Annotated in this window: 20 protein-coding genes; 8 read left to right on the forward strand and 12 right to left on the reverse strand. The window is 67.7% G+C overall.

What is annotated here, in order from left to right; translation table 11 throughout:
* Positions 1-38 precede the first annotated feature (38 nt).
* Together ilvN and EV191_RS16400 are read right to left on the reverse strand one after the other, a co-directional pair.
* Positions 39-545 (reverse strand): acetolactate synthase small subunit, encoded by a 507-nt coding sequence (gene ilvN, locus EV191_RS16395; RefSeq protein ID WP_132877917.1) that lies wholly within the window; start codon positions 543-545, stop codon positions 39-41.
* The gene (locus EV191_RS16400; RefSeq protein ID WP_132877918.1) at positions 538-2514 is read right to left on the reverse strand and encodes an acetolactate synthase large subunit; all 1977 of its coding nucleotides are present in this window, start codon (positions 2512-2514) and stop codon (positions 538-540) included. Before EV191_RS16400 ends, ilvN begins: the two co-directional genes overlap by 8 nt.
* Positions 2515-2815: 301 nt before the next feature.
* On the opposite strand from EV191_RS16400, the gene EV191_RS16405 reads away from it, so the two are divergent.
* On the forward strand, positions 2816-3463 hold the full coding sequence (locus tag EV191_RS16405) for a PH domain-containing protein (RefSeq protein ID WP_132877919.1): 648 nt from the start codon (positions 2816-2818) through the stop codon (positions 3461-3463).
* An 89-nt stretch (positions 3464-3552) separates the two neighbouring features.
* A complete protein-coding gene (gene ilvD, locus EV191_RS16410; protein WP_132877920.1) occupies positions 3553-5397 on the forward strand; it encodes a dihydroxy-acid dehydratase in 1845 nt (614 codons plus the stop codon).
* Positions 5398-5465: 68 nt separating this feature from the next.
* On the opposite strand, the gene EV191_RS16415 is transcribed toward ilvD, so the two are convergent.
* Both EV191_RS16415 and EV191_RS16420 read right to left on the reverse strand, forming a co-directional pair.
* Positions 5466-6104, reverse strand: a complete 639-nt coding sequence (locus EV191_RS16415; protein ID WP_165912973.1) for a DoxX family protein — start codon at positions 6102-6104, stop codon at positions 5466-5468.
* A gap of 105 nt (positions 6105-6209) precedes the next feature.
* Positions 6210-7139, reverse strand: coding sequence for a 2-hydroxyacid dehydrogenase (locus EV191_RS16420; RefSeq protein ID WP_243658995.1), 930 nt, complete (start codon positions 7137-7139; stop codon positions 6210-6212).
* 111 nt (positions 7140-7250) lie between these two features.
* Here EV191_RS16420 and EV191_RS16425 point away from each other — a divergent pair, with 111 nt between their 5' ends.
* On the forward strand, positions 7251-8465 hold the full coding sequence (locus EV191_RS16425; RefSeq protein ID WP_424565471.1) for a PQQ-dependent sugar dehydrogenase: 1215 nt from the start codon (positions 7251-7253) through the stop codon (positions 8463-8465).
* 73 nt (positions 8466-8538) lie between these two features.
* On the opposite strand, the gene gatB is transcribed toward EV191_RS16425, so the two are convergent.
* Genes gatB through gatC form a run of 3 tightly spaced genes read right to left on the reverse strand, consistent with a single transcriptional unit; the run spans position 8539 to position 11887 of the window.
* Positions 8539-10041, reverse strand: a complete 1503-nt coding sequence (gatB, locus tag EV191_RS16430) for an Asp-tRNA(Asn)/Glu-tRNA(Gln) amidotransferase subunit GatB (protein ID WP_132877922.1) — start codon at positions 10039-10041, stop codon at positions 8539-8541.
* Complete coding sequence (gene gatA / locus EV191_RS16435; RefSeq protein WP_165912974.1) at positions 10038-11591, reverse strand: Asp-tRNA(Asn)/Glu-tRNA(Gln) amidotransferase subunit GatA; 1554 nt, start codon at positions 11589-11591, stop codon at positions 10038-10040. Before gatA ends, gatB begins: the two co-directional genes overlap by 4 nt.
* Positions 11588-11887 carry an Asp-tRNA(Asn)/Glu-tRNA(Gln) amidotransferase subunit GatC gene (gene gatC, locus EV191_RS16440; protein ID WP_132877923.1) on the reverse strand — a complete coding sequence of 100 codons (300 nt, stop codon included), beginning with the start codon at positions 11885-11887 and terminating at the stop codon, positions 11588-11590. Before gatC ends, gatA begins: the two co-directional genes overlap by 4 nt.
* Before the next feature lie 273 nt (positions 11888-12160).
* Between gatC and EV191_RS16445 the strand changes: the two genes are divergently transcribed.
* Positions 12161-12814 carry an ACT domain-containing protein gene (locus tag EV191_RS16445; protein WP_132877924.1) on the forward strand — a complete coding sequence of 218 codons (654 nt, stop codon included), beginning with the start codon at positions 12161-12163 and terminating at the stop codon, positions 12812-12814.
* Between the two features lie 34 nt (positions 12815-12848).
* Here the strand turns inward: EV191_RS16445 and add are convergent, their stop codons facing one another.
* The 5 genes from add to EV191_RS16470 form a co-directional block, all read right to left on the reverse strand.
* Entirely contained in the window at positions 12849-13874 is a 1026-nt protein-coding gene (add, locus tag EV191_RS16450; protein ID WP_132877980.1) for an adenosine deaminase, read from the reverse strand.
* Positions 13875-14111: 237 nt separating this feature from the next.
* Positions 14112-14624, reverse strand: a complete 513-nt coding sequence (locus EV191_RS16455) for a GNAT family N-acetyltransferase (RefSeq protein WP_132877925.1) — start codon at positions 14622-14624, stop codon at positions 14112-14114.
* Positions 14617-16725: an NAD-dependent DNA ligase LigA gene (gene ligA, locus EV191_RS16460; RefSeq protein ID WP_132877981.1), complete on the reverse strand. Its 2109-nt coding sequence runs from the start codon at positions 16723-16725 to the stop codon at positions 14617-14619. Before ligA ends, EV191_RS16455 begins: the two co-directional genes overlap by 8 nt.
* A gap of 144 nt (positions 16726-16869) precedes the next feature.
* Positions 16870-17658 carry a hypothetical protein gene (locus EV191_RS16465; RefSeq protein WP_243659009.1) on the reverse strand — a complete coding sequence of 263 codons (789 nt, stop codon included), beginning with the start codon at positions 17656-17658 and terminating at the stop codon, positions 16870-16872.
* Positions 17659-17691: 33 nt separating this feature from the next.
* Positions 17692-18681 carry a methionine synthase gene (locus EV191_RS16470; RefSeq protein WP_132877982.1) on the reverse strand — a complete coding sequence of 330 codons (990 nt, stop codon included), beginning with the start codon at positions 18679-18681 and terminating at the stop codon, positions 17692-17694.
* Positions 18682-18946: 265 nt separating this feature from the next.
* Here EV191_RS16470 and EV191_RS16475 point away from each other — a divergent pair, with 265 nt between their 5' ends.
* From EV191_RS16475 to EV191_RS16490, 4 genes are all read left to right on the forward strand, one after another.
* Positions 18947-19780 (forward strand): nitrilase-related carbon-nitrogen hydrolase, encoded by an 834-nt coding sequence (locus EV191_RS16475; RefSeq protein ID WP_132877926.1) that lies wholly within the window; start codon positions 18947-18949, stop codon positions 19778-19780.
* Positions 19781-19883: 103 nt separating this feature from the next.
* Positions 19884-20714 carry a DUF6282 family protein gene (locus EV191_RS16480; protein WP_132877927.1) on the forward strand — a complete coding sequence of 277 codons (831 nt, stop codon included), beginning with the start codon at positions 19884-19886 and terminating at the stop codon, positions 20712-20714.
* Positions 20715-20788: 74 nt separating this feature from the next.
* Positions 20789-21553, forward strand: a complete 765-nt coding sequence (locus EV191_RS16485; protein WP_132877928.1) for an IclR family transcriptional regulator — start codon at positions 20789-20791, stop codon at positions 21551-21553.
* Between the two features lie 43 nt (positions 21554-21596).
* Positions 21597-22523 (forward strand): alpha/beta hydrolase, encoded by a 927-nt coding sequence (locus EV191_RS16490; RefSeq protein ID WP_132877929.1) that lies wholly within the window; start codon positions 21597-21599, stop codon positions 22521-22523.
* Positions 22524-22598: the final 75 nt, after the last annotated feature.

The following is a 22598-nucleotide window of genomic DNA, read 5'->3' on the forward strand; positions in this document are numbered from 1 at the left end:
ACGAACTGCTCCTTAATTGCGTGTACTAACCTGCGCCATCACCGGGTCGCGGTCGCGGTGATCGACCGTGCTCCCCTGCCGACCGCGACCATTCCGGACTGAACGATCTCGCGGATACCGTATGGTTCCAGCATCCGCAGCAACGCACCGAGCTTGTCAGCGGTGCCCGTCGCTTCGACAGTGACCGCCTCCGGAGAGACATCCACCACCTTCGCACGGAACAGCTGCACCGTTTCCAGTACCTGGCTGCGCACCGTGGCATCCGCCCTGACCTTGACCAGCAGCAACTCCCGCTGCACCGAGGTGTCCGGGTCCAGCTCGACGATCTTGATCACGTTGATGAGCTTGTTGAGCTGCTTGGTGACCTGTTCGAGGGGTAGTTCCTCGACCGCGACGACGATGGTCATCCGGGAAACGCTCTCGTTCTCCGTCGGTCCTACCGCCAGCGATTCGATATTGAACCCACGGCGGGAGAACAGCCCGGCTACCCGGGCGAGCACGCCTGGCTTGTCCTCAACCAGGACGCTCAGCGTGTGCCTAGTCATGAGCTATCCCACCGTCTTCCGCGCTCTTCGTGTCGTTCGTGTCGTCCTGGTCCACCAGCGTGGCCGCGTCCGGCCGGATTCCCTCGGTCTCCGGTCCTTCCGCTTCGTCCTCGTCGAACAGCGGCCGGATGCCCCTGGCCGCCATGATCTCGTCATTGCCAGTGCCCGCCGCGACCATCGGCCACACCTGGGCGTCCTTGCCCACCACGAAGTCAATCACCACCGGGCGGTCGGTCACCTCACGCGCCCGCCGGATCACGTCGTCGACCTCGTCCTTGGTCTCGCAGCGCAGCCCAACGCAGCCAAGCGCTTCCGCGAGCAGCGCGAAATCCGGAATCCGGTGCGCATGCGTACCGAGGTCGGTCTGCGAGTAGCGCTCCGAATAGAACAGATTCTGCCACTGCCGGACCATACCGAGGTTGCCGTTGTTGATCACCGCGACCTTGATCGGCGCGCCCTCGATGGCGCAGGTGGCCAGCTCCTGATTGGTCATCTGGAAGCAACCATCCCCGTCGATGGCCCAGACTTCCTTGTCCGGCTGGCCGAACTGCGCGCCCATCGCGGCCGGTACGGCGAATCCCATGGTGCCGAGTCCACCCGAGTTGACCCAACTACGTGGGTTCTCGTACCGGACGAACTGCGCTGCCCACATCTGGTGTTGCCCGACGCCAGCCGCATACACCGCGGCCGGCCCCGCGAGCTTGCCGATCCGCTCGATCACGAACTGCGGGGAAAGCGCGCCATCGGCCGGCCAGTCGTAACCGAGCGGGAAGGTGTCCCGCCAATTACTCAGCAGCGACCACCAGGTTTCCAGGCTCGGCCGCTCGCCGGCCGCGTGCACCGCGGCGATCAGCTCGGTGATGATCTCCTGGCAATCACCGACGATCGGAACATCGGCCTTGCGGTTCTTGGAAATCTCCGCCGGGTCGATATCCGCGTGCACGATCGCGGCCTCGGGCGCGAAACTGGACAGCTGCCCGGTGACCCGATCGTCGAACCGGGCGCCGAGCGCGAGAATCAGGTCCGCTCGCTGCATCGCCGCCACGGCGGCAACCGAACCGTGCATCCCCGGCATGCCCAGATGTAGCGGATGCGAGTCGGGGAAGGCTCCGCGCGCCATCAGCGTGGTTACCACCGGGATACCAGTCAGTTCGGCCAGCTCCCGCAGTTGCTCGGCGGCATCCGCCTTGAGCACCCCACCACCGACGTAGAGGACGGGACGGTTGGACTTGGCGATCAGCCCGGCAGCCTCCCGAACCTGCTTGCCATGCGGGCGCATGGTTGGCCGGTAGCCGGGCAACTGGCGCTCCGGGGGCCAGCTGAAGGAGGTGTTCTCCTGCAGGACGTCCTTCGGGATATCCACAAGGACCGGTCCTGGCCGGCCGGTCGAGGCGAGGTGGAAAGCCTCGGCGATCACCCGTGGGATGTCCACTGGATCGGTGACCAGGTAGTTGTGCTTGGTGACAGGCAGGGTGATGCCGCAGATATCGGCTTCCTGGAATGCGTCCGTGCCGATCAGCGCCCTGCTCTGCTGGCCGGTGATGGCCACCACCGGGATGGAATCCATATGCGCGTCGGCAAGCGGTGTGACCAGGTTCGTCGCCCCCGGCCCCGAGGTCGCCATGCAGACCCCGACCTTGCCGGTGGCCTGCGCGTATCCGGTCGCCGCGTGCCCCGCGCCCTGTTCATGGCGAACCAGGATGTGCCGGACTTTCGTGGAGTCGAGCAGCGGATCGTAGGCGGGAAGGATCGTGCCACCAGGAATCCCGAATACCACCTCGGCGCCTACCGACTCCAGCGACCGGACGAGCGACTGTGCGCCGGTTACGCGTACCGGCGCGCCCGCTGGCGGTGCTGGTTTCGGGCGGCTCTGCTGCCCGTTCTGCGGCGTCGCGGACGGCTGGGTAGCCCCGCCCTGCGTGCCGGATTCCGGATCGGCCTTGGCCGATCGCGAGGTGGCACTGGTCATCAGTTCTGCCCCTGGTCTCGATTACTCAGTTTCTGGTGGCGCTGCCGCGGAAAACCTGGTCCTGACACGAAAAAACCCCCGCCGGCCAAGGGCCGCACGAGGGTTGCGCGTCGACGTCGTCGTAAACTCCCTAAGCGTCGACGCGCTTCGGAAGTACGAGGCCATTACGCAGCAGCATGCCCCCGACGTTAACGCCTCTCCGTATCGGGCGTCAACTCTGCGGGACGTACATCCCGCATACTGGGCACCGCAGGGTCCCCCGGACGTGAACGGTCCGCGCGGCCGGTGGCACCATCGAGTCATGTCCAGCGATAACGCCGAGTCCGCTCCGCGGCAGCCAGCAGCGCAGCCAACCGCACTGCCGCCCAATGCGCGAGCGGTGTTTCGTTCCTCCACCGTACTGCTGCTGGTGGCGTTCTTCGTGGCGGTCTGCGCCACCCCGTTCGCCTGGGGGGCAACGGGTCTACAGGCCGTCTACGTGGTCCCGGTCGTGATCATCGTGTGGACCCTGCGCCGCCGCACCACGGTGGATCGGGACGGCATGGTGGTCCGCACGGTCTGGTCCAAGCGAGTGCTGCCGTGGGCGGAGATCGCCGGCCTGCGCCTGACGCCGAAAGCACAGGTCTACGCGGTACTGCGGGATGAGGCCGAGATCCGGCTGCCCACGGTTCGCACCAGGCATATCCCGGTGATCGCGATCCTCAGCGAGGGACGGATCCCGGATACCACGGTGGACTCGACCGAACAGCAGGACGCGCCAACAGCGGACGCACCAGAAGAGGTGGCCCCAGGAGAGGTGGCCTCAGAAGAGGTCGCCCCAGAAGAGGTGGCTTCAGAAGCGACCGCGGATAGGGCAGCCGATGTGGCGCCGGACACGAATTCCGCGTCAACTCGGGAAACTGACACCGAAGCCGAAGCGGCGGAACCCGCCGGCCAGGCACGGGAGTAGCCTACGAACTACCGGTGCGCCGCAACCGGCACACCCGCCGTAGCGCGCCGCGGAACTCAACCGAACCGTGAACTTCATTTGGAGGAGCCGTGCCGCAGCTGCGCTCCCGGATCACCACGCATGGCCGTAATGCCGCCGGCGCCCGCGCGCTCTGGCGGGCCACCGGCATGACCGACGGAGACTTCGGTAAACCGATCGTCGCGATCGCCAACTCGTACACCCAGTTCGTGCCTGGTCACGTTCACCTCAAGGATCTCGGCGAGCTGGTGGCCGAATCGGTGCGCGAAGCAGGGGGCGTACCGAGGGAATTCCACACCATCGCGGTGGATGACGGGATCGCGATGGGGCATTCCGGCATGCTCTACTCGCTGCCCTCCCGCGAGGTCATCGCGGATGCGGTCGAGTACATGGTGAACGGTCACCAGGCGGACGCGCTGGTCTGCATCTCGAACTGCGACAAGATCACCCCGGGGATGCTGAACGCGGCGATGCGGCTGAACATCCCGACGGTGTTCGTCTCGGGTGGACCGATGGAGGCCGGTAAGGCGGTCGTGGTCGACGGCGTCGCACATGCGCCAACCGACCTGATCACCGCGATCTCGGCGTCGGCGAGCGCGCAGGTCGATGACGATGGTCTGGCCGAAGTGGAGCGCTCCGCCTGCCCGACCTGTGGCTCCTGCTCCGGGATGTTCACGGCCAACTCGATGAACTGCCTCACCGAAGCACTCGGCCTCGCGTTGCCTGGCAACGGGTCGATTCTTGCCACGCATGCCGCGCGGCGCCAGCTCTTCCTCGACGCCGGCCGTACCGTCGTCGAACTCGCCAACCGGTGGTATCGGGAGGACGACGCCACCGCACTGCCCCGCTCGCTGGCCAGTCGCAAGGCATTCGAGAACGCGATGGCGCTCGATATGGCGATGGGCGGCTCGACGAACACCGTGCTGCATATCCTGGCCGCCGCGACCGAAGGCGAGATCGACTTCTCGCTCGAGGACATCGACGCGGTCAGCCGCCGGGTGCCGTGCCTTTCCAAGGTGGCGCCCAATTCGGACTACCACATGGAGGACGTGCATCGGGCCGGTGGCATCCCCGCCATCCTCGGCGAGCTGGATCGCGCCGGGTTGTTGCACCGTGACGTGCACGCGATCCACAGCCCCTCGCTGGCTGAATGGCTGGCGGAATGGGATATCCGCGCGGCCCAGCCAAGCGAGCAGGCGGTCGAGATGTTCCACGCCGCGCCGGGCGGGGTACGCACCACCGAGGCGTTCTCCACGGCGAATCGCTGGTCCGAGTTGGACACTGACGCGGCGAAGGGCTGCATCCGGGATGCGGCGCACGCCTACACCGCCGAAGGCGGGCTCGCCGTACTTCGCGGCAATCTCGCGGAATACGGCGCGGTGATCAAGGCAGCGGGGATCGATGAGTCGCTGTGGCGTTTCGAGGGCCCTGCCCGAGTGGTGGAAAGCCAGGAGCAGGCGGTTTCGGCGATCCTGAACCGCGAGGTGCAGGCGGGCGAGGTACTTGTGGTGCGCTACGAGGGCCCCGCCGGCGGGCCGGGGATGCAGGAAATGTTGCACCCCACCGCGTTCCTGAAGGGCGCGGGTCTTGGCCAGAAGTGCGCGCTGATCACCGACGGCCGGTTCTCCGGTGGTTCCTCTGGTCTTTCCGTGGGGCATATCTCCCCGGAGGCGGCCGATGAGGGCGCGATCGGGCTGGTGGAAAACGGGGACCAGATCCTGATCGATGTGCACGAGCGCCGGCTGGAACTGCTGGTTTCCGCCGAAGTGCTCGCCGAACGGCGCGCCAAGATGGCCTCCAGCGAGCACCCGTGGCAGCCGATCGACAGGGACCGGCCGGTGAGCAAGGCACTGCGCGCCTACGCGCGGCTGGCCACCTCCTCGCATACCGGCGCGGTCCGCGACCCAGCACGCTGAGCCGAGAACGCGGTCACGCCCTCAACCGCACGATCCCCAAGGATTGCGGTTGAGGGCGCCCCACTAGATCACCGGAAAACCAGTAGCACGACCACGGTGGCGACGGCGGCGAGAATCAGCGAAACGAGCCCGAACGCGGGCGCGTGGCTGAACCACCGGGTACGGCGGTCCAGCGCGACCCGCCCGGCACCGGTGAACATCAACGCGAGCGCGGCCGCGCCGAGCATCATCTCGTACTCGTAGCCGCCCTCGCCGGCGAAGAACCCGGCCTCCAGCTTCATCGCGATCACCGCGTTGGTCATCACGCCGACGATGCCGGCCCCGGCAAGCGCGGTGAACAGACCGAGTACGAGCAACACGCCGGCACCGAGCTCGGTCACCGTGGTGACCCAGGCGAGCATGGTCGTCGCGCTGTACCCACTGGCACTGAGGGCATCGGCGAAGACGCTGACGCCCCCGCCATTGCCATCCATCCCGCCGAACATGCCGAGCTTCTGCAGCCCGTGCACGATGAAGATGCCACCGAGGATCACCCGGATGGCCAGCAGGCCCAGATCCAGTCCGGCATGCCATTCGGCCTTGTTACTGGTGTCCTTGTCCTGCGGGGGTGTACTACTTGGGCGCGGTGCGGACAGGGCCGGGCTGTAGCCCGCGTCGTCGAACTGCCCGCCCGCCGAGGGGCCAGATTGACCAGCGTCTGAAGTCACGAGATCTCCTTGCTGCTTCGCCCCCAGCTCTGCCTTAGCTTTCTGGCCGCACAGGGTAGGAGATTTCGGACAGCCACGCACGGTGAACTCGCCGGCACCACCCGATCAATACTCGCCGTTCACCAGATTGTCTGGTAGTTCGCCGGAGACAAACTGCGCGATCTGCCTGGCCGCGACCGCGTAGGAGCGCTCCCTGCTTCCCGTGCAACTGCCCCCTACGTGCGGGGTGAGCAGCACGCCCCGCACGGTCCACAGCGGATGATCAGCCGGCAGTGGTTCCGGATCGGTGACGTCCAGCGCCGCCCGCAGCCGGCCAGCCCCCAGCTCGGTGAGCAACGCCTCGGTACGCACGACCTTGCCACGCGCCGCGTTCACCAGCACCGCGCCGTCCGGCAGCGCGGCCAGGAACGCGGCATCCACCATCCCTTCGGTCTGCGAGGTCAGCGGCACGGTGAGCACCACCGCGTCCTGCGCGCCGAGCAAGCCGGGTAGCTCGGCCACGCCGTGTACCCCTGCCCGTGGCCGTAGCCCGACCATCGTCACCTGCGCGTCGAAGGCCTCCAGCCGGCGGGCAAGCTGCCTGCCGACATCGCCAGCGCCCAGCACGAGCACTCGTTTGCCCTGCAAGGTATCGGTGCGTCGGGGTTGCCAGGTGGCCGCGGCGGTATCCACGGCGAACCGGTCGAACTCACGGTAGATGGTGAGCAGCGCGGTCATCGCCCACTCCGCCGTGCTACCGCCGTGCGCGCCCCGGCAGGTGGAAAGCAGCAGTCCGGCTGGCAACTGATCGATCCACGCTTCCGCGCCAGCACTGAGCAGCTGCACCAGTCGCAGTTTCGGCAGCCCGGCGAGCCGTTCACCGGAGGGCGCGAAGCCGGGGATAAGCACTTCGGCGTGGCTCAGCTCCGCGGGAAACGGGCGCTCGGGGTCATAGTGCACCGCCGTGACGCCTGCCACCTCGGCGAAGGCGTCCAGTCCTGCCGCGTCCGGAACAAGCACCGTCACCGTGGGCAGGAAATCCGGGGGAGTCGTCACGTGCCGCGATGCTACCCAGCCAACCCGCCCGGCAAGCCAGCACCGGTGGTTGGGGCGAGTTTGCGACTGCCTCACCGTCGATTCACGGCATACCGCCTACCCTGGTGGTTGATGATGGGGCACCGATCTGGCCGCCGCGGACTGGCCACGCGCGCTGGCCGGGCCGCATCCTTCGCGCTGATCACCGTCGGTGCCCTGTTGCTCACCGGTTGCGCTGATTTCGAGGATCAGGCCGCCCCGAGCAACTGGCAGGAACAGGCGGAGCTGACCCCCGAAGCCGGGCCGGAACCACAGCTGCCCGAGGACGGCGACGATCAGGACTCCCCGCAGGAAGAACTGCCCGAGACACCTGAATCCATCCCTCCACCGGAGGGCTGCACCGACTTCGATCCCGCGGTGCTGGCTACCTGCCTGGATACCGTTTCCGCGGTCGCCACCCTGCCCGGCGCCGGTGCCGAGCCGAGTGCGCTCGCGGCGGAGCGCAAGAGCGGCCGGATCATGCGGGTACAACAAGATGCCGAACCGGTGCAGGTCAGCAAGCTCGAGGTGGACGGTTCCGGAGACGGCGGGCTCACCGGTATCGCGCTTTCTCCGACCTACGACGAAGACCAGCTGATCTTTGCGTATGTCACCACCCGAACGGACAACCGCGTGCTGCGGATCGCCCCCGATCAGCCGCCCGAGCCGGTGCTCACCGGGATCCCCAAGGGGTCAACCGGTAATCGGGGCGCGTTGACAAGCGATGCCGATGGGGCGCTACTGGTGGCCACCGGCGACGGCGGGAACGCGAACGCCGCGCAGAACCCGAAATCCCTCGCCGGCAAGGTGCTGCGGATCGACGGCCTCGGCAGGCCGGCGCCGAACAACCCGGATGACGGTTCGCGGATCATTTCCGGCGGACTACACGCGCCTGGCGGTGTCTGTGTCAGCGCCGATGGCGAGCAAACCTGGGTCACCGACCGCGCGCAGGACAAGGATCTGCTCTACCAGGTGGAAAGCGGCAAGCCGCTCGGTAGCGCGGACTGGACTTGGCCGGACCGGCCTGGTGTGGCCGGTTGCGCGGTGACCGCGGACAGCGTCCTGGTCGCCACCTCGGGCGCGGGCAATATGCAGAGCCTGACGCTGCGCGAGGACGGCACCTTCGAGCAGACGCCGAACGTGTTCGCCGAAGGCGAGTCCGGCTACGGCAAACTTTCCGGAGTTGATGCGCTCACCGACAAGGCCGTCGTGGCAAGCACGGTGAACAAGGACGGTGGATCGCCGGTTTCCAGCGATGACCGGGTCGTCATCATCGTGCAGCAGGACGGCGGCGGCGGAGCCGACTAGGAGCCAGCAGCCCGGTCCCGTGGTCTCCCACGGCCCCCGCCGCGCGGGAGCACCGCGAGCGGGGGCAGGGAACTCAGGAACAGCGCTCCAGGATCAGCTCACGCACGCGCTTGGCGTCCGCCTGGCCCTTGGTCGCCTTCATCACCGCGCCAACGATCGCGCCAGCGGCCTGCACCTTGCCGGCACGGATCTTGTCCGCCACATCCGGCTGGGCGGCAAGCGCCTCGTCCACCGCCGCGGTCAGCGCGGAGTCGTCCGAAACCACCGCGAGCCCGCGCGCGGCAACGACCTCGGCCGGTTCACCCTCACCGGCGAGCACGCCATCGATGACCTCCCTGGCCAGCTTGTTGGTCAGCTCGCCCGCGTTCACCAGCGCGATCACCTTCGCCACCTGCGCGGGTCCGATCGGCAGCTCGGCCAGCTCGACACCACGGGTGTTGGCTTGCTGCGCCAGATAGGACACCCACCAGGAGCGGGCCTCATCGGGAGTCGCACCTGCCTGCACGGTCGCCGCGATCACTTCGACGGCACCCGCGTTGAGCAGATCGCGCAGCTCCGCATCGGAAAGCTGCCATTCCTGCTGGATTCGCTTACGCAGCTCGGCCGGCTTCTCCGGCAGGGTCTCGCGCAGCCGCGCCACCCAGTCCGCGCTCGGCGCGATCGGCACCAGATCCGGCTCGGGGAAATACCGGTAGTCCTCGGCGGTTTCCTTGCGCCGCCCCGCGGAGGTGGTCTGACTTCCCTCGTCGAAGTGCCGGGTTTCCTGCACGATCTCGCCGCCGCCGGCGAGCACCGCGGCCTGCCGCGTCATCTCGTAGCGCACCGCGCGCTCCACGCTGCGCAGCGAGTTCACGTTCTTCGTCTCGGTACGGGTGCCGAACTCGGTGGTACCGACCGGCCGCAGCGATACATTCGCATCGCAGCGCAGCGAGCCCTGATCCATCCGCACATCGGAGACCTGGAGCGCACGAAGCAGGTCCCGCAGGGCGGTGACATAGGCACGGGCGACCTCGGGCGCCCGGTCACCGACGCCTTCGATCGGCTTCGTGACGATCTCGATCAGCGGCACGCCCGCGCGGTTGTAGTCGAGCAGCGAATGACTCGCCCCGTGGATCCGCCCGTCGGCGCCACCGACATGCAGTGATTTCCCCGTGTCTTCTTCCATGTGCGCGCGCTCGATACCCACGCGCACCGTGTCACCGTCCGCCAGCTCGACGTCCATCCACCCCTCGAAGGCGATCGGCTCGTCGTACTGCGAGGTCTGGAAGTTCTTCGGCATATCCGGGTAGAAGTAGTTCTTCCTGGCGAACCGGCACCATGGCGAGATATCGCAGTTCAGCGCCAACCCGATGCGGATCGCCGACTCCACCGCGGCACCGTTGACCACCGGCAGCGAACCGGGCAGCCCGAGGCAGGTAGGGCACACCTGGGTGTTCGGCTCCGCGCCGAAGGTCGTCGCGCAGCCGCAGAACATCTTCGTCGCGGTGGACAGCTCGACATGCACTTCGAGCCCGAGCACCGGATCGAAACGCGCCACGACCTCGTCGTAATCCATCGTTTCGGCCATCGTCGTCATGCGCCACTCCCCTGCGGCTCGACCGTTCCCGGTACCGAAGGACAACCCAGTACCAACGAACCCCCTTGTGCGGCATCCCGCGCGGCCTCGAACGCCGCGCCGACCCGATACATCCGCTCATCGGCCATCGCCGGCGCCATCACCTGCAGGCCAACCGGCAACCCATCCTCATCAGACAGTCCACTCGGGACGCTGATGGCGGCGTTGCCAGCCAGGTTCACCGGCACCGTGCACAGATCGGCCCGGTACATCGCCATCGGGTCGTCCACCCGCTCGCCGATCGGGAACGCGGTGGTCGGCGTGGTCGGCGAGACCAGCACGTCCACCCGTTCGAAGGCGGCGGCGAAATCCCGGGAGACCAGCGTGCGCACCTTCTGCGCCTGGCCGTAGTACGCGTCGTAGTACCCGGAGGAAAGCGCGAAGGTACCGAGCATGATCCGGCGCTTCACCTCGGCGCCAAAGCCAGCTTCCCTTGTCGCCGACATGACCTCCTCGGCGGAGGCGCCGTTCTCGCCGACGCGCAGGCCGTAGCGCATGGCGTCGAACCGCGCCAGGTTCGAGGAAGCCTCGCTGGGGTTGATCAGGTAGTAGGCGGGCAGCGCATGCTCGAAGTTCGGGCAGGACACCTCGACGACCTCCGCGCCAAGGCCGCGCAACGTCTCCACCGCGGCGTGGAATGAGCTCAGCACGCCAGGCTGGTAGCCCTCGCCGGCGAATTCGGTGACCACGCCGACGCGCACGCCACGAAGATCGCCGTCCGCGCCCTGCCGCGCGGCCGCCACCACCGGCGGCACCGCGGCGTCGATCGAGGTGGAGTCCAGCGGGTCGTGCCCGCCGATCACCTCATGCAGCAGTGCGGCGTCGAGCACGGTGCGGGCGCACGGCCCGCCCTGATCGAGCGAGGAAGAGAACGCGACAAGGCCGTACCTGGACACCCCGCCGTAGGTCGGCTTCACGCCAACCGTGCCGGTCACCGCGGCTGGCTGGCGAATCGATCCGCCGGTGTCGGTACCGACGGCGAGCGGCGCCTCGAAGGCGGCCAACGATGCCGCCGAACCGCCACCGGAACCGCCGGGAATCCTGTCGTGGTCCCACGGGTTCCTCGTCGGCCCGAAGGCGGAGTTCTCGGTGGACGAGCCCATCGCGAACTCGTCCATGTTCGCCTTGCCGAGAATCACCACCCCCGCTTCCCGCAGCTTGCGGGTGACCGTGGCGTCGTACGGCGGGATCCAGCCATCCAGTATCCGGGACCCGCAGGTGGTCGGTACACCGTTGGTGGTGAACACATCCTTGAGGGCCAGCGGCACGCCGGCCAGCGCCGAGCGCGGCTGCTTGCCCGCGGCCAGTTCGGCATCCACCGCGCGCGCGGCATCCAGCGCACCCTCGGTGTCCACGTGCAGAAAGGCATGGACCGCGCCGTCGACTTCACTGATGCGGTTCAGATGCGCCTGGGTCACCCGTTCGGCGCTGATCTCACCCGCGTGAATCCGCGCGGCGAGCTCGGCGGCGGTGAGCCTGGTCAGCGCCGCCGAGTCGGTTGGCTCGGTCACTGTTCCTCCCCCAGGATGCGCGGTACTTGGAACCGGCCGTCCTCCGCGGCTGGCGCGCAGGCCAGTGCCTGCTCGTTGGTCAGCCCCTCGCGTACCACGTCGTCGCGGAACACGTTCGTCAACGGCACGGCATGCGACGTCGGCGGGATGTCCTCGGCTGCCACCTCGTTGACGGTGGCCACCGAGGACACGATCACGTCCAGCTGGCCAGCAAAGGTGTCCAGCTCCTCCTCGGTCACCGCCAGCCGCGCGAGGCGGGCGAGGTGCGCGACCTCGGCACGGGAAATACTCGGCACGAAAGATCAACCTCACAGGTTGTGGCTTGTCTGCACAGACCGGTTACCCGGAGTCTATTGCGAGCTCGGACGCGCCTGGACAGGGCCTGGGCATGGACACGGATGGGAGATAATTCGGCGAACCGGACGGCGGATCGGGCAGGCTGGAATGGTCTGCCACAATGATCGGCCGGTATCGGCGCCGACGTGTGCCGGACCACAGCACCGTGCACCTAACAAGCCGCGCGGGGACGGCTCGGCCGGCTCCGCGCCCGATGCGGGAGGCGTTTCGCCTTGTCCTTCCTGATCCGGGTTCAACTCCCGGACAGTCCCGGCACCCTGGGGGCGGTGGCGACGGCTCTCGGCGCCATCGGCGCGGACATACTCAGCGTGGATGTTGTCGAGCGCGAGTCTGGCGTGGCCATCGACGACCTCGTCGTCGATCTGCCATCCGGCCGACTACCCGATGTACTCATCACCGCGGCCGAGTCAATCGAGGGCGTCGAAGTGGACGCGGTACGCCCCTATGCGGGCATGTTGGACACGCATCGGGAGCTCGAGCTGGTCGAGGACATCGCGGCCACACCGAGCCAGGGCTTAGCCATCCTGGCCGAAGGGGTGCCGAAGATCTTCCGCGCTGGTTGGGCGCTGGTGGTCTCGCAGGACAACGGCAAGGTACGGCAGCACGCCGCGAGTACCGCCGCGCCGGAGGAGCCGCTGACCGAGTTGCCGTGGATGCCGGTGGAGCGGGCAACCGTGCTGGACGGCGAGGACCACTGGGTGCCGCCGACCTGGCAGGAGCTGGGCACCGAGCTGGCCACCACGCCGCTCGGCAAGCCGGACCGGGCGCTGCTCATCGGGCGCCCCGGCGGCCCGATGTTCCGGGCCGCCGAGGTCGCCAGGCTTGCGCATCTCGCCGGGATCGCCGCCGTCGTGCTGGACGGCTGACGCCCAGTAACCGCGTTCCTTGGGGTTAGCGAGTTCAGCCGCGCTCGTATTCGGCGAGCACCTTGTCGATCTCGGCGAGGGTGTTCGCCTTACCCGCCTCGCTCTGGAAAGACGCGGTGACCGAGGTGCGGGCCAGTTCGGCGAGTTCCCGTGCGGTCAGCCCGAGTGTTCCGGCGACGGCGCGGTACTCGCCGACGAGCGTGGCGCCGAACATCGGCGGATCGTCGGTGTTCAGGGTTACCGGCACGCCATGATCCAGCATCCGGCGGATCGGATGTGCCTCGATCGACGGCACCTGCCGGGTGCGCACGTTCGAGGTCGGGCAGACCTCGAAGACGATGCCCCGCTCGCGCGCGTAGTCCAGCAGCCGCGGGTCGGAGCCGGCGCTGGTGCCGTGCCCGATCCGTTCCGCGCCGAGATCGTGGATCGCCGACCACACGGTCGCTGGCCCGGTCGTCTCGCCGGCATGCGGCACACTACGCAGGCCGGCCTCGCGCGCCGCGGTGAACATCGGGGCGAACTGTGCCCTGCCCACACCGACCTCAGGGCCGCCGAGGCCGAAGGAGACCAGCCCCTGCGGCCGGTTTCCCAGCGCGAAGGCAACCGTCTCGCGCCCGCCGAGCACGCCTTGCTCGCCGGGAATGTCGAAGCACCAGGCGAGTTCGACGCCATAGCGTTCGCTTGCCTCGGTTCGCCCGTCGGCGAGCCCGGTCAGCAGCGCGTCGTCGGACATCCCGTCGAGCAGATGGTTGTACGGCGTGACGGTCACCTCGGCATAGCGCACCTGCTGCGCGGCCAGCTCCCTGGCGAGCCCGGTGACCAGCAGTTCGATGTCCGCCGCGGTGCGGATCAGTGATTGCACGGCGAGGTACACCCGGACGAAGTGGTCGAAGTCGCGGAACTGGTAGAACTCCCGCAACGCGGCCGCATCGGTTGGCACGCCTGCTTCCGGGTGCCGGGCGGCCAGCGCGAGCACGGTGTCCACGCTCGCGGAGCCGACCAGATGCACATGTAGTTCCGCCTTGGGTAGCGCAACCACAAAGTCGTCCAAATTAGACACATTAGACAAGGGAAAACTCCTGCGATACAGCGAATTTAGCCATGCACGATGCACATGGCAGGACAGTTGGAATCGCAGGAGTTAGCTATGGGGCGAGATCGCCGCGCCGGTGATCCTCGCCGTAGAGTGGCAACGGCGGCACGATCCACCGCGCGGTGGCGAGTGGTATGCCACTGCGGATCACCGGGTCAGCATAACCCGGGGCGGGTACCCGGTCGAGCGCTTTGGCCCAGCGAATCAGTCGACCGGAGCCCGGCACACCGGAACGGCGAAGGCAAGCTGTAGTCCCCCGGGGCCCGGCTGCCAATCCCGCTCGGGCAGCCGGCTGAAACCGAGCCGCTCGTACAGCCGGTGCGCGGCGACCATGACGTCCCTGCTGCACAGCACCACCCTGGTACAGCCGAGTTCGCCGGCCCGATCGAGCACCGCGCAGGTCAGCGCATGGCCAACACCGCGCCGCCGCGCATCAGGGGCGGTGGCGAGCATCCGGAACTCCAGCTCGCCTTCGCGCGCGATCTCCGCGAACTCGCTACCGGGCAGGGCCATCGACACCGAGCCGAGGATGGCACCTTCGTGATCGATGGCCACCAGCAGTTCACCGGCCGCGGCCCGCCGCCCAGCATCGGCAAGTTCCTTGCGGTAGTCGGACTCTGGTTCCAACGCGCTGCTCGCCTGGTACGCGGCGAGGGTGAGCTCACCCACCCGCTCGAATTCCTCCGGCTTGGCCGGTCGGACGATTACGTCAGTCATCTACTCGCGCTACCTCGCGCGCCTGTTCGGGGCCCTGCTCGAGGAGCACCCGAAAACCGTCATCATCAAGCAGCGGCACTTTCAGCTGCACCGCCTTGTCAAACTTTGAACCAGGAGCCTCGCCGGCGACGACGAAGGCCGTCTTCTTCGACACCGATCCGGCCGCTTTACCGCCGCGCGCCATGATCGCCTCTTTCGCCTCATCCCGCGAGTAATCCCGCAGCGATCCAGTGACCACTATGGACATGCCCTCCAGGTTACGCGGGATGGAATTATCGCGCTCGGCCACCATCCGCACGCCGGCGGCCCGCCATTTCTCCACGACCTCGCGATGCCAATCCACCGCGAACCACTCCTGAACGGCGGCGGCGATCGTCGGTCCGACCCCGTCCACATCGGCGAGTTCCTGCTCGTCGGCAGCCTGGATGGCGTCCAGTGAACCGAACTCCCTGGCCAGTGCCTGCGCCGCGGTCGGCCCGACATGCCGGATGGAAAGCCCGACCACGACCTTCCACAGCGGACGCTGCTTGGCCGCGTCCAGGTTGGCGAGCAGCTTAGCGCCATTCGCGGACAGCTCACCCGCCTTGGTGCGGAACAGATCGCATTCCTTGAGCTTGTCCTCATCAAGGGTGAACACATCACCCTCGTCGTGCAGCACGCCCGAGGTGAGAAGCGCGCTCGCGCTCTCGTAGCCAAGTACTTCGATATCGAACGCGCTGCGGCTAGCCAGATAGGACAGTCGCTCCCTGAGCTGCGCGGGACAGGACCGCGCGTTCGGGCAGCGAATATCCACATCGGCTTCCTTCTGGTGCCGCAGCGGCGTGCCGCACTCCGGGCACAGCGTGGGCATCACGAACGCCCGCTCGTCACCGGTCCGCACATCCACCACCGGGCCGAGTACCTCGGGAATCACATCGCCGGCCTTGCGGATGACCACCCGGTCGCCGATCAGTACGCCCTTGCGGACCACTTCCTCGGCGTTGTGCAGCGTGGCCATCGCGACCGTGGAACCCGCCACCTTCACTGGTTCCATCACCGCGAACGGGGTGACCCTACCGGTGCGCCCCACGTTGACCTGGATATCCAGCAGCGTGGTTGTGGCTTCCTCGGGCGGGTACTTGTAGGCGATCGCCCACCTCGGTGCCCGCGAGGTGGCGCCGAGCCTGCGCTGCAGCGCCACATCGTCCACCTTGATCACGATGCCGTCGATCTCGTGCACCGCGTCGTGCCGATGCGACCCCCAGTACTTGACGTGCTCGGCAAGCGCTTCGGCGGCGAGCACCTTGGTGTGTTCGGAAACCGGTAGGCCCCAGGCACGTAGCGCGGCATACGACTCGGATTGCCTGCTCGGCTCGAACCCTTCCCGCTTGCCGAGGCCGTGACAGATCAGCCGCAACGGCCGGCTCGCGCTGACCTTCGGGTCCTTCTGCCGCAACGAGCCGGCGGCCGAGTTGCGCGGGTTCGCGAACGGCGGTTTACCCGCCTCGATCAGCCGCGCGTTGAGCTCGGCGAATTCCTCAACCGCGAAGAACACCTCGCCACGGATCTCCACCAGCTCGGGCGTCGGGAACTGCTCACTGGCGGCCAGCTCCTCGGGCACGTCACGCATGGTGCGCACGTTCAGCGTCACATCCTCGCCGGTCCGCCCGTCGCCTCTGGTCAACGCGCGGACCAGCCGACCGCGCTCGTAGAGCAGGTTGATCGCAAGGCCGTCGATCTTGAGTTCACAGAGGTAGTCGGTGCTGGCGCCGATCTCCTTTTCCACCCTGTCCACCCAGGCGCCGAGCTCATCCGAATCGAACGCGTTGTCCAAGCTGAGCATGCGTTCCAGATGATCGTGCGCGGTGAACGCGGTGGAGAAGGTGCCGCCGACCGCCTGTGTCGGCGAGTCCGGGGTCGCCAGTCCGGGGTGCTGTTCCTCCAGCTGCTCGAGCTCGCGGAACAGTGCGTCGAACTCACCGTCGGCGATCGTCGGCGAGTCCAGCACGTAGTACCGGAACCGGTGCTGGTCCACCAACTCGACGAGTTCGCGATGTCGCTCGCGGGCCGCCACCGGGACGTCGCCGATGTCCTGTGCGCCGCTGGCCCGGTCGGCCGGCAGGTCCTCGGCCCCAGTGGGTTCCGCGCCAGTAGGTTCCGCGGCAGTGGGTTCCGCCCGTTCGGTTTGCTCGCTCTGCCTGGTCACCAGCCCAGACTAATAACCCCGACCGACGAACCCGCTCGCGACGCCACCAGACCGCAATCTTTAGGGATCTTGCGGTGGACGCGCCTCGGACTGGGTCGAATCGGACTGGGGCGAATCCGACTGGGGCGAATCCGGCAGCCCGGCCAGTCCGCGCACCACCGTGCGCAACTCGAGCAGCGTCACCGCGCCGGCTGGCTCCGCCTCCGCCGTTTCCACCCTGCGGAGTCGCTCGGCGGCCAGTCGCTCGCCGAGCGTGGCATCCAGCGGCAGGAACGTCATCGTCTGCTTCGCCGATTCGGTGAGGTCGGCCAGTCGCGGGTGGTGTACGGCCACATCGACCAGTTGCTCGGCGGTATCCACCTGCACGGCTACCCGGACCTCGGCCAGCGGCAACCGGTGTTCCCCGAGATTCACCGTGACCTCGGTGGGATCGGGCACCGGGGGTACCGAATCGTGGTACTCCCACAGCAGGTCCTCGGCAGGTGCCCGAGCCAGCCAGGCGTCCGTGTACGGCCGCAGCTTCGGGTCTTCCTGCCCGGTCAGCACCAGTGCGTAATTGGCTCGCTGGCCCCGTTCGACGGCGAACTGCAACTCCGGGTGCAGGTCCGCGACCACCTCGCAGAGCAGCTGCTCCACCCGCTGTGGGGCACGGTCCCCGAGCGCGGCGTGCACCTCGGGCAACAGCGCCGACCATCGCTGCCAGAACCGCTCGGCCAGTTCGGCTGGCTCGGCCCCGAGCAGCTTCCGTTCATCGAAGATCCCGGTCGGTGCGGGCGCGGCGGTAGCGGGCTCGCTTCCGACCTCCGTGCCGCCGCGACGCCGACGAAACCAGTTGCGCATACCCACCATTGTGCGCGCCAGCACCCAGGTGTCGCAGGCCGTTCACCAATCCTCGGGTGGTTCGACGAAGGCCTTGCCCAGATCGCGTGTCGCCGAAAGTGCCGTGCGCAGCCAACTTGTACTCGCGCCGGCCAGCCCGCAACTCGGCGTGGGCACCGCGAGCTCGGCGAGAGTCGTGCGCGAAAAGCCCAGCCGGTCCACCAGGCGCAGCGCTGGTCCGGCGAGCGTACGCAGGTCCGGACGAGTGCCCCGGTCGGTACTGGGCACAAGGCCAAGCAGCAGTACGGTGCCGCTGTCCCAGGCCTGTCCCAACTCGTCGGTGAATGCCGTGGGGGCACCGTCCAGCGAACTCGCATCCAACGACACGCCAGCCGCGCCCGCCTTGCGAAACAGCGCGATCGGTGGTCGGGGCGCACAGCAGTGCACCAGCACCGGAGCACCGGTTGCCGCGCGAGCGGCGCTGATCACCCTGGCGAGTAGTTCGACCGCCTCCGGCTGTGGGACGGCTGGTACCTGTTCGTAGCCGGATGGCGAGCGCAACGCGCCGGCGAGCACCTGCGGCAGGCTCGGTTCGTCCAGCTGCACGACCACGGTGCTACCGGTTCGCCTTGCGACCTCCGCGATATGCGCGCGGAGCCCTTCGACCAGCGATTCAGTGAACTCGCGTACGGCGCCGCGATCTGTGAGCACCCGATGTCCGCGCGCCAGCTCGATCTCGGCCGTCAGCGTCCATGGCCCAGCCAGCTGCACCTTCACCACGCCCGGCGACGCCCCGGCACGCTCGACCATCTCGTCCAGCGTGTCCACGTCCTTGCGGAGCAGATCAACCGCCCTGCGTTGCACACTGCCAGGGCGCGCCGCGACCCGGTAGCCGCTTGGCACCACATCCACCGCGAGATCGACAAGCAGCGCGGCGCTACGGCCGATGATGTCGGCGCCGACGCCGCGGGCCGGAAGTTCCGGCAGATAGGGGAATTCGGGCAGCTCACCAAGCACAATATTGGCCGCTTCCCGCGGGTCGGTACCCGGCATCGAGCCGATCCCGGTCGCCGCGCCGGCGGGCCAGGGCAGCCCCGTTTCAGCCACTGCTCACCACTCCAGACTTTTTACCTACCGCGGGCTCGTGCCAGATCCCGCCCTACGCGTACCGTAGTGCGCACGCGGCCGACGCGGCGCGCGTGGCGATCACTCCTCGAAAATCCGTTGTACAACGCCGGTGGCCGATGGTGGCTGCCGTCTCGCGCTGCCGAGCCGAGGAGCCGCCGGAGAGAAACGCGGATGTTGGGAGGTGAAACGCATGAGAGTGGCACTCGCACAGACGAACTGCCAGCTCGGCGATATCGAGGGGAACCTCGTGAATACCGAACGGCTGATCAAGGAGGCGGCCGCACAGCAGGCCGATCTGGTGGTATTTCCCGAGCTCAGCCTCACCGGTTATGCGCTCGGTCAGGTAACTGACGATATGTCCCTGCCGCTGACCGACCCACGCTTGGCGGAACTGTCCAGGCACGGCCCCGATGTGGTGATCGGGCTACTCGAGGACGCCCCGGTGCGCAGGCATAATTCCGCGGTCTACCTTTCCGCGGGCCAGGTAGTGCACAACCACCGGAAGCTGTACCTGCCGAACTACCTGATCTGGGAGGAACGCAAGCACGCGAGCCCCGGCCAGCGCATGCGTGCCTTCGACACCGCGCACGCCAGGATGGCGACGCTGGTGTGCAACGACTGCTGGCAGCCGATGCTGCCCTGGTTGGCCGCGCAGGACGGCGCGGAGATCCTGCTGGTGCCGACGAACAGCGCGTCGAAAACCACCGCGGGCGGGTTCGATCCGGCGCCGTACTGGCATGACCTGCTCGGCTACACGGCACGGATGCAGCAGTGCTGGGTGGTGTTCGTCAATCGGGTCGGCGATGAGGCCGGTGCGCGGTTCTGGGGCGGTTCCCAGGTCCTCGACCCGTGGGGCGAGGTGGTCGCGCGGGCACCCGAGTGGGATGAATCGCTGCTGATCGTGGACCTCGACGTGCGGGCCGCCAGGCGGCGCAGGCGCGAGATGCCGCTGCTGCAAGAGGCCCGGCTTGGCCTGCTTCGCCGCGAGCTGGAACGCCTGATCAACGAAAGCGGCGACGACTAGCCACCGCACTCGCCCAGTGTCCGGGCGCGGTGGGCGCACCTGAACGGAGCCGTGGGCGCACCGGTGGTTGCCGGCGCTCACCGACTCCCGCAGGCTTGCTGGCGTGTTCGATCTCCACGTGCACGCCGCCCCGGACATCTGGCCGCGCCATGGCGGCGACCTGGCTACCGTCACCGCCTATGCGCGCGCCGGGTTCACCGGTTGTGTCCTCAAAGGCCACTATGAGTCCACTGTAGGCAGAGCGGCGGCCGCGGCGGAAGTGACCGGTCTTGCGGTCTTCGGCGGGATCGCGTTGAACCGGCACGTCGGTGGGATCAACGCGGCGGCGGTGGCCGCGACGCTCGCCCAGGGCGGTCGCGTTGTGTGGTTTCCCACCAGCGACGCGCATGCGCAGCATGCCGCTGGTCTACCGAGGCTATGCGGGCAACATCCGGAGCTGTCCCCGCTCAGTTACGGGATTCCACCCGTGAATCCGGAAACCGCCGACGAGGTCACCCGGATCTGCGAACTCATCGCCGAGGCGGACGCGGTACTCGCCACCGGGCACCTGAGCACGGCGGAGATCGGCTGGCTGTTGCCGGTCGCCGCCCGGCACGGCGTTCGCCGGGTGCTGCTCACCCACCCCGGCTACACGGTGCCGGCGATGCCGGCGGAGACGGCACGCGAGTTCGCTTCGGCTGGCGCGCTGGTGGAAATCACCACCTTCCAGCTGCTGCATCAGCATGGCGCCAGCGCGGCCTGGCTCGCCGAATATGCCCGTACGGTCGGGGTGGACCGCGTTGTGCTGTCCTCGGACGCTGGCCAGCCGGATTCCCCACCGCCGCCAGAAGCGCTGGTGTTACTGCAAGAAACCCTTGCCGCACAGGGCATCGACCCCGGATCGCTGCGCAGCGCGGCGAGCGAGCGGGCAGCGGAGCTGGTGATGCCCGGATGATCGCGACGCTCCGGCGGCGTGCGCATGGAGCAACTCCGGTTGCCAGGCTCGCCGGTCCCGCGGAGAGTGTGGGTATGCCAAACGAATCCTTGTCGAGCGTGCAGCGGGCGATCGCGGTACTCGAAGCCCTCGGCTCCCCTGAAGGGCCGGCCGGCACCGGGGTCGTGGAAATAGCCCGCCACCTCGGTAGGGAAAAGACCCAGGTGTCCCGCACCCTGCAGGTACTCAGCGAGGCAGGCTTCGTGGAACGGGATCCGAAGACGCTCGAATACCAGCTCGGCTGGCGGTTGTACACACTGGCCGCGGGAGCAAGCGATCGGAAGCTGATCGCGGCGGCGCCTTCCGTGCTGCGCAAACTCGTCGGGCTGGTGTCCGAACGTAGCCATCTCAGTGTGCGCAACGCGAACGAGGCACTGACCGTGCTGTCCGAGAACCCGCTGCGTTCGGTACAGGCGGCTGGCTGGATCGGCCGCACTACCCCGATGCACTGCACCTCAACCGGACGTGCGCTGCTTTTCGATGCCGCCGACGATGAAGCGCTGGAACTGTTCAACGCCAGCGCTTCGATGATCGCCGGACCGAAGGCCGCGCATACCGAGCGGGAATTCCTCAACCGGCTACGCAGGGCACGCAAGCTGGGATTCGCGCTCGCGGACGAGGAGTTCGAGGCAGGGCTGGTCGCGGCGGCCGCACCGGTACGCGATTTCACCGGCCGGATCGTGGCGGCGGTGAACGTATCCGCACCCAAATACCGCGTCGGCAGGGCCCTTCCCAACATCGGCAGGGCTGTCGCGGAGACCGCACGGGAACTGACCGAGCGACTTCACGGCACGGGTTAGTCACCCACTGGAACTCATGGTTCGACCAATTCAAGGAGGAAAGATGCGTACGCGGCCGCTGCCGTTCTTCTCGCACGGTGATCGGCTCGACGCCGATCTACATCTACCCGACGATGCTGGCGCAGGGGCACCGTATCCGGTGCTGATTCCCGCATCGGGATTCCAGGGGCTCAAGGATATCCATCCCGCGCGGTTCGCCCGGGTGTTCAGCCAGCTCGGCTACGCGGTACTCGCCTTCGACTACGCGGGTTTCGGTGACAGCGAAGGGGAACGTGGCCGGCTCGCCCCGCAGCAGTGGGTGGAGAACCTTCGCGGGGCGGTGGACAGGGTGCACGAGCACGAGGAGATCGACGCCGACCGGATCGGACTGCTCGGCTGGGGGCTCGGCGGCGGGGTGGTGGTCGCCGAAGCCGCCGACGATCCGCGGGTGCGGGCGGTCGCCGCGCTGAACGGTATTGGCGATGGCACGCGCTCCACCAAGATGATGCACGACGCGGAATCCTGGCAAAGCTTGCAACGCCGGATTCGCGCGGATCGGGGGCGCCGGGCCGAGTTCGGCCGTTCGGAGATCACCTCGCCGTGGGACATCGTGCGGCTGGACCTGGACGCCAAGACCGAGGGGTACGTGAACCTCGAGCTGTACCAGACACCCGGCTTTGGTTCGGGCGTAACGCTGGAATCGGCTGACATGCTGCTGCGCTTCCAACCGGAGGCGGTGGCGCACCGGATCTCGCCACGCCCGCTGCTCGTGGTGCACGGCGCGGAGAACCGGCTGCATCTACCGGAGGAGGCACGCTCGCTTTACGAGCACGCAGCCGAACCCAAGGAGCTGATGATGCTGCCAGGACACGGGCATACCGAATGGATGTACGACGACAATCCGACATTCCAGTCTATTGTGCACAAACTGGATGGGTTCTACTCGACGGCGTTCGCCAACCCGCCGGCCCACGCCAGCATCGCCAGCTAATTGCGCGCTGGTCGCGGCACACGCCCGCGGTTATTGCACGAAACATCGGTTGCACCACCCGGGTGGCGGGCTACA

The organism is Tamaricihabitans halophyticus, from assembly GCF_004340875.1.
Lineage (GTDB): Bacteria > Actinomycetota > Actinomycetes > Mycobacteriales > Pseudonocardiaceae > Tamaricihabitans > Tamaricihabitans halophyticus.

Excerpts from the sequence above, each read along its gene's own strand:
- ilvN (WP_132877917.1), bottom strand. The coding sequence starts at position 545 with ATGACTAGGCACACGCTGAGCGTCCTGGTTGAGGACAAGCCAGGCGTG.
- EV191_RS16400 (WP_132877918.1), bottom strand. The coding sequence starts at position 2,514 with ATGACCAGTGCCACCTCGCGATCGGCCAAGGCCGATCCGGAATCCGGC.
- EV191_RS16405 (WP_132877919.1), top strand. The coding sequence starts at position 2,816 with ATGTCCAGCGATAACGCCGAGTCCGCTCCGCGGCAGCCAGCAGCGCAG.
- EV191_RS16425 (WP_424565471.1), top strand. The coding sequence starts at position 7,251 with ATGATGGGGCACCGATCTGGCCGCCGCGGACTGGCCACGCGCGCTGGC.
- gatB (WP_132877922.1), bottom strand. The coding sequence starts at position 10,041 with ATGACGACGATGGCCGAAACGATGGATTACGACGAGGTCGTGGCGCGT.
- EV191_RS16455 (WP_132877925.1), bottom strand. The coding sequence starts at position 14,624 with ATGACTGACGTAATCGTCCGACCGGCCAAGCCGGAGGAATTCGAGCGG.
- EV191_RS16465 (WP_243659009.1), bottom strand. The coding sequence starts at position 17,658 with ATGGTGGGTATGCGCAACTGGTTTCGTCGGCGTCGCGGCGGCACGGAG.
- EV191_RS16470 (WP_132877982.1), bottom strand. The coding sequence starts at position 18,681 with ATGCCGGGTACCGACCCGCGGGAAGCGGCCAATATTGTGCTTGGTGAG.
- EV191_RS16475 (WP_132877926.1), top strand. The coding sequence starts at position 18,947 with ATGAGAGTGGCACTCGCACAGACGAACTGCCAGCTCGGCGATATCGAG.
- EV191_RS16485 (WP_132877928.1), top strand. The coding sequence starts at position 20,789 with ATGCCAAACGAATCCTTGTCGAGCGTGCAGCGGGCGATCGCGGTACTC.
- EV191_RS16490 (WP_132877929.1), top strand. The coding sequence starts at position 21,597 with ATGCGTACGCGGCCGCTGCCGTTCTTCTCGCACGGTGATCGGCTCGAC.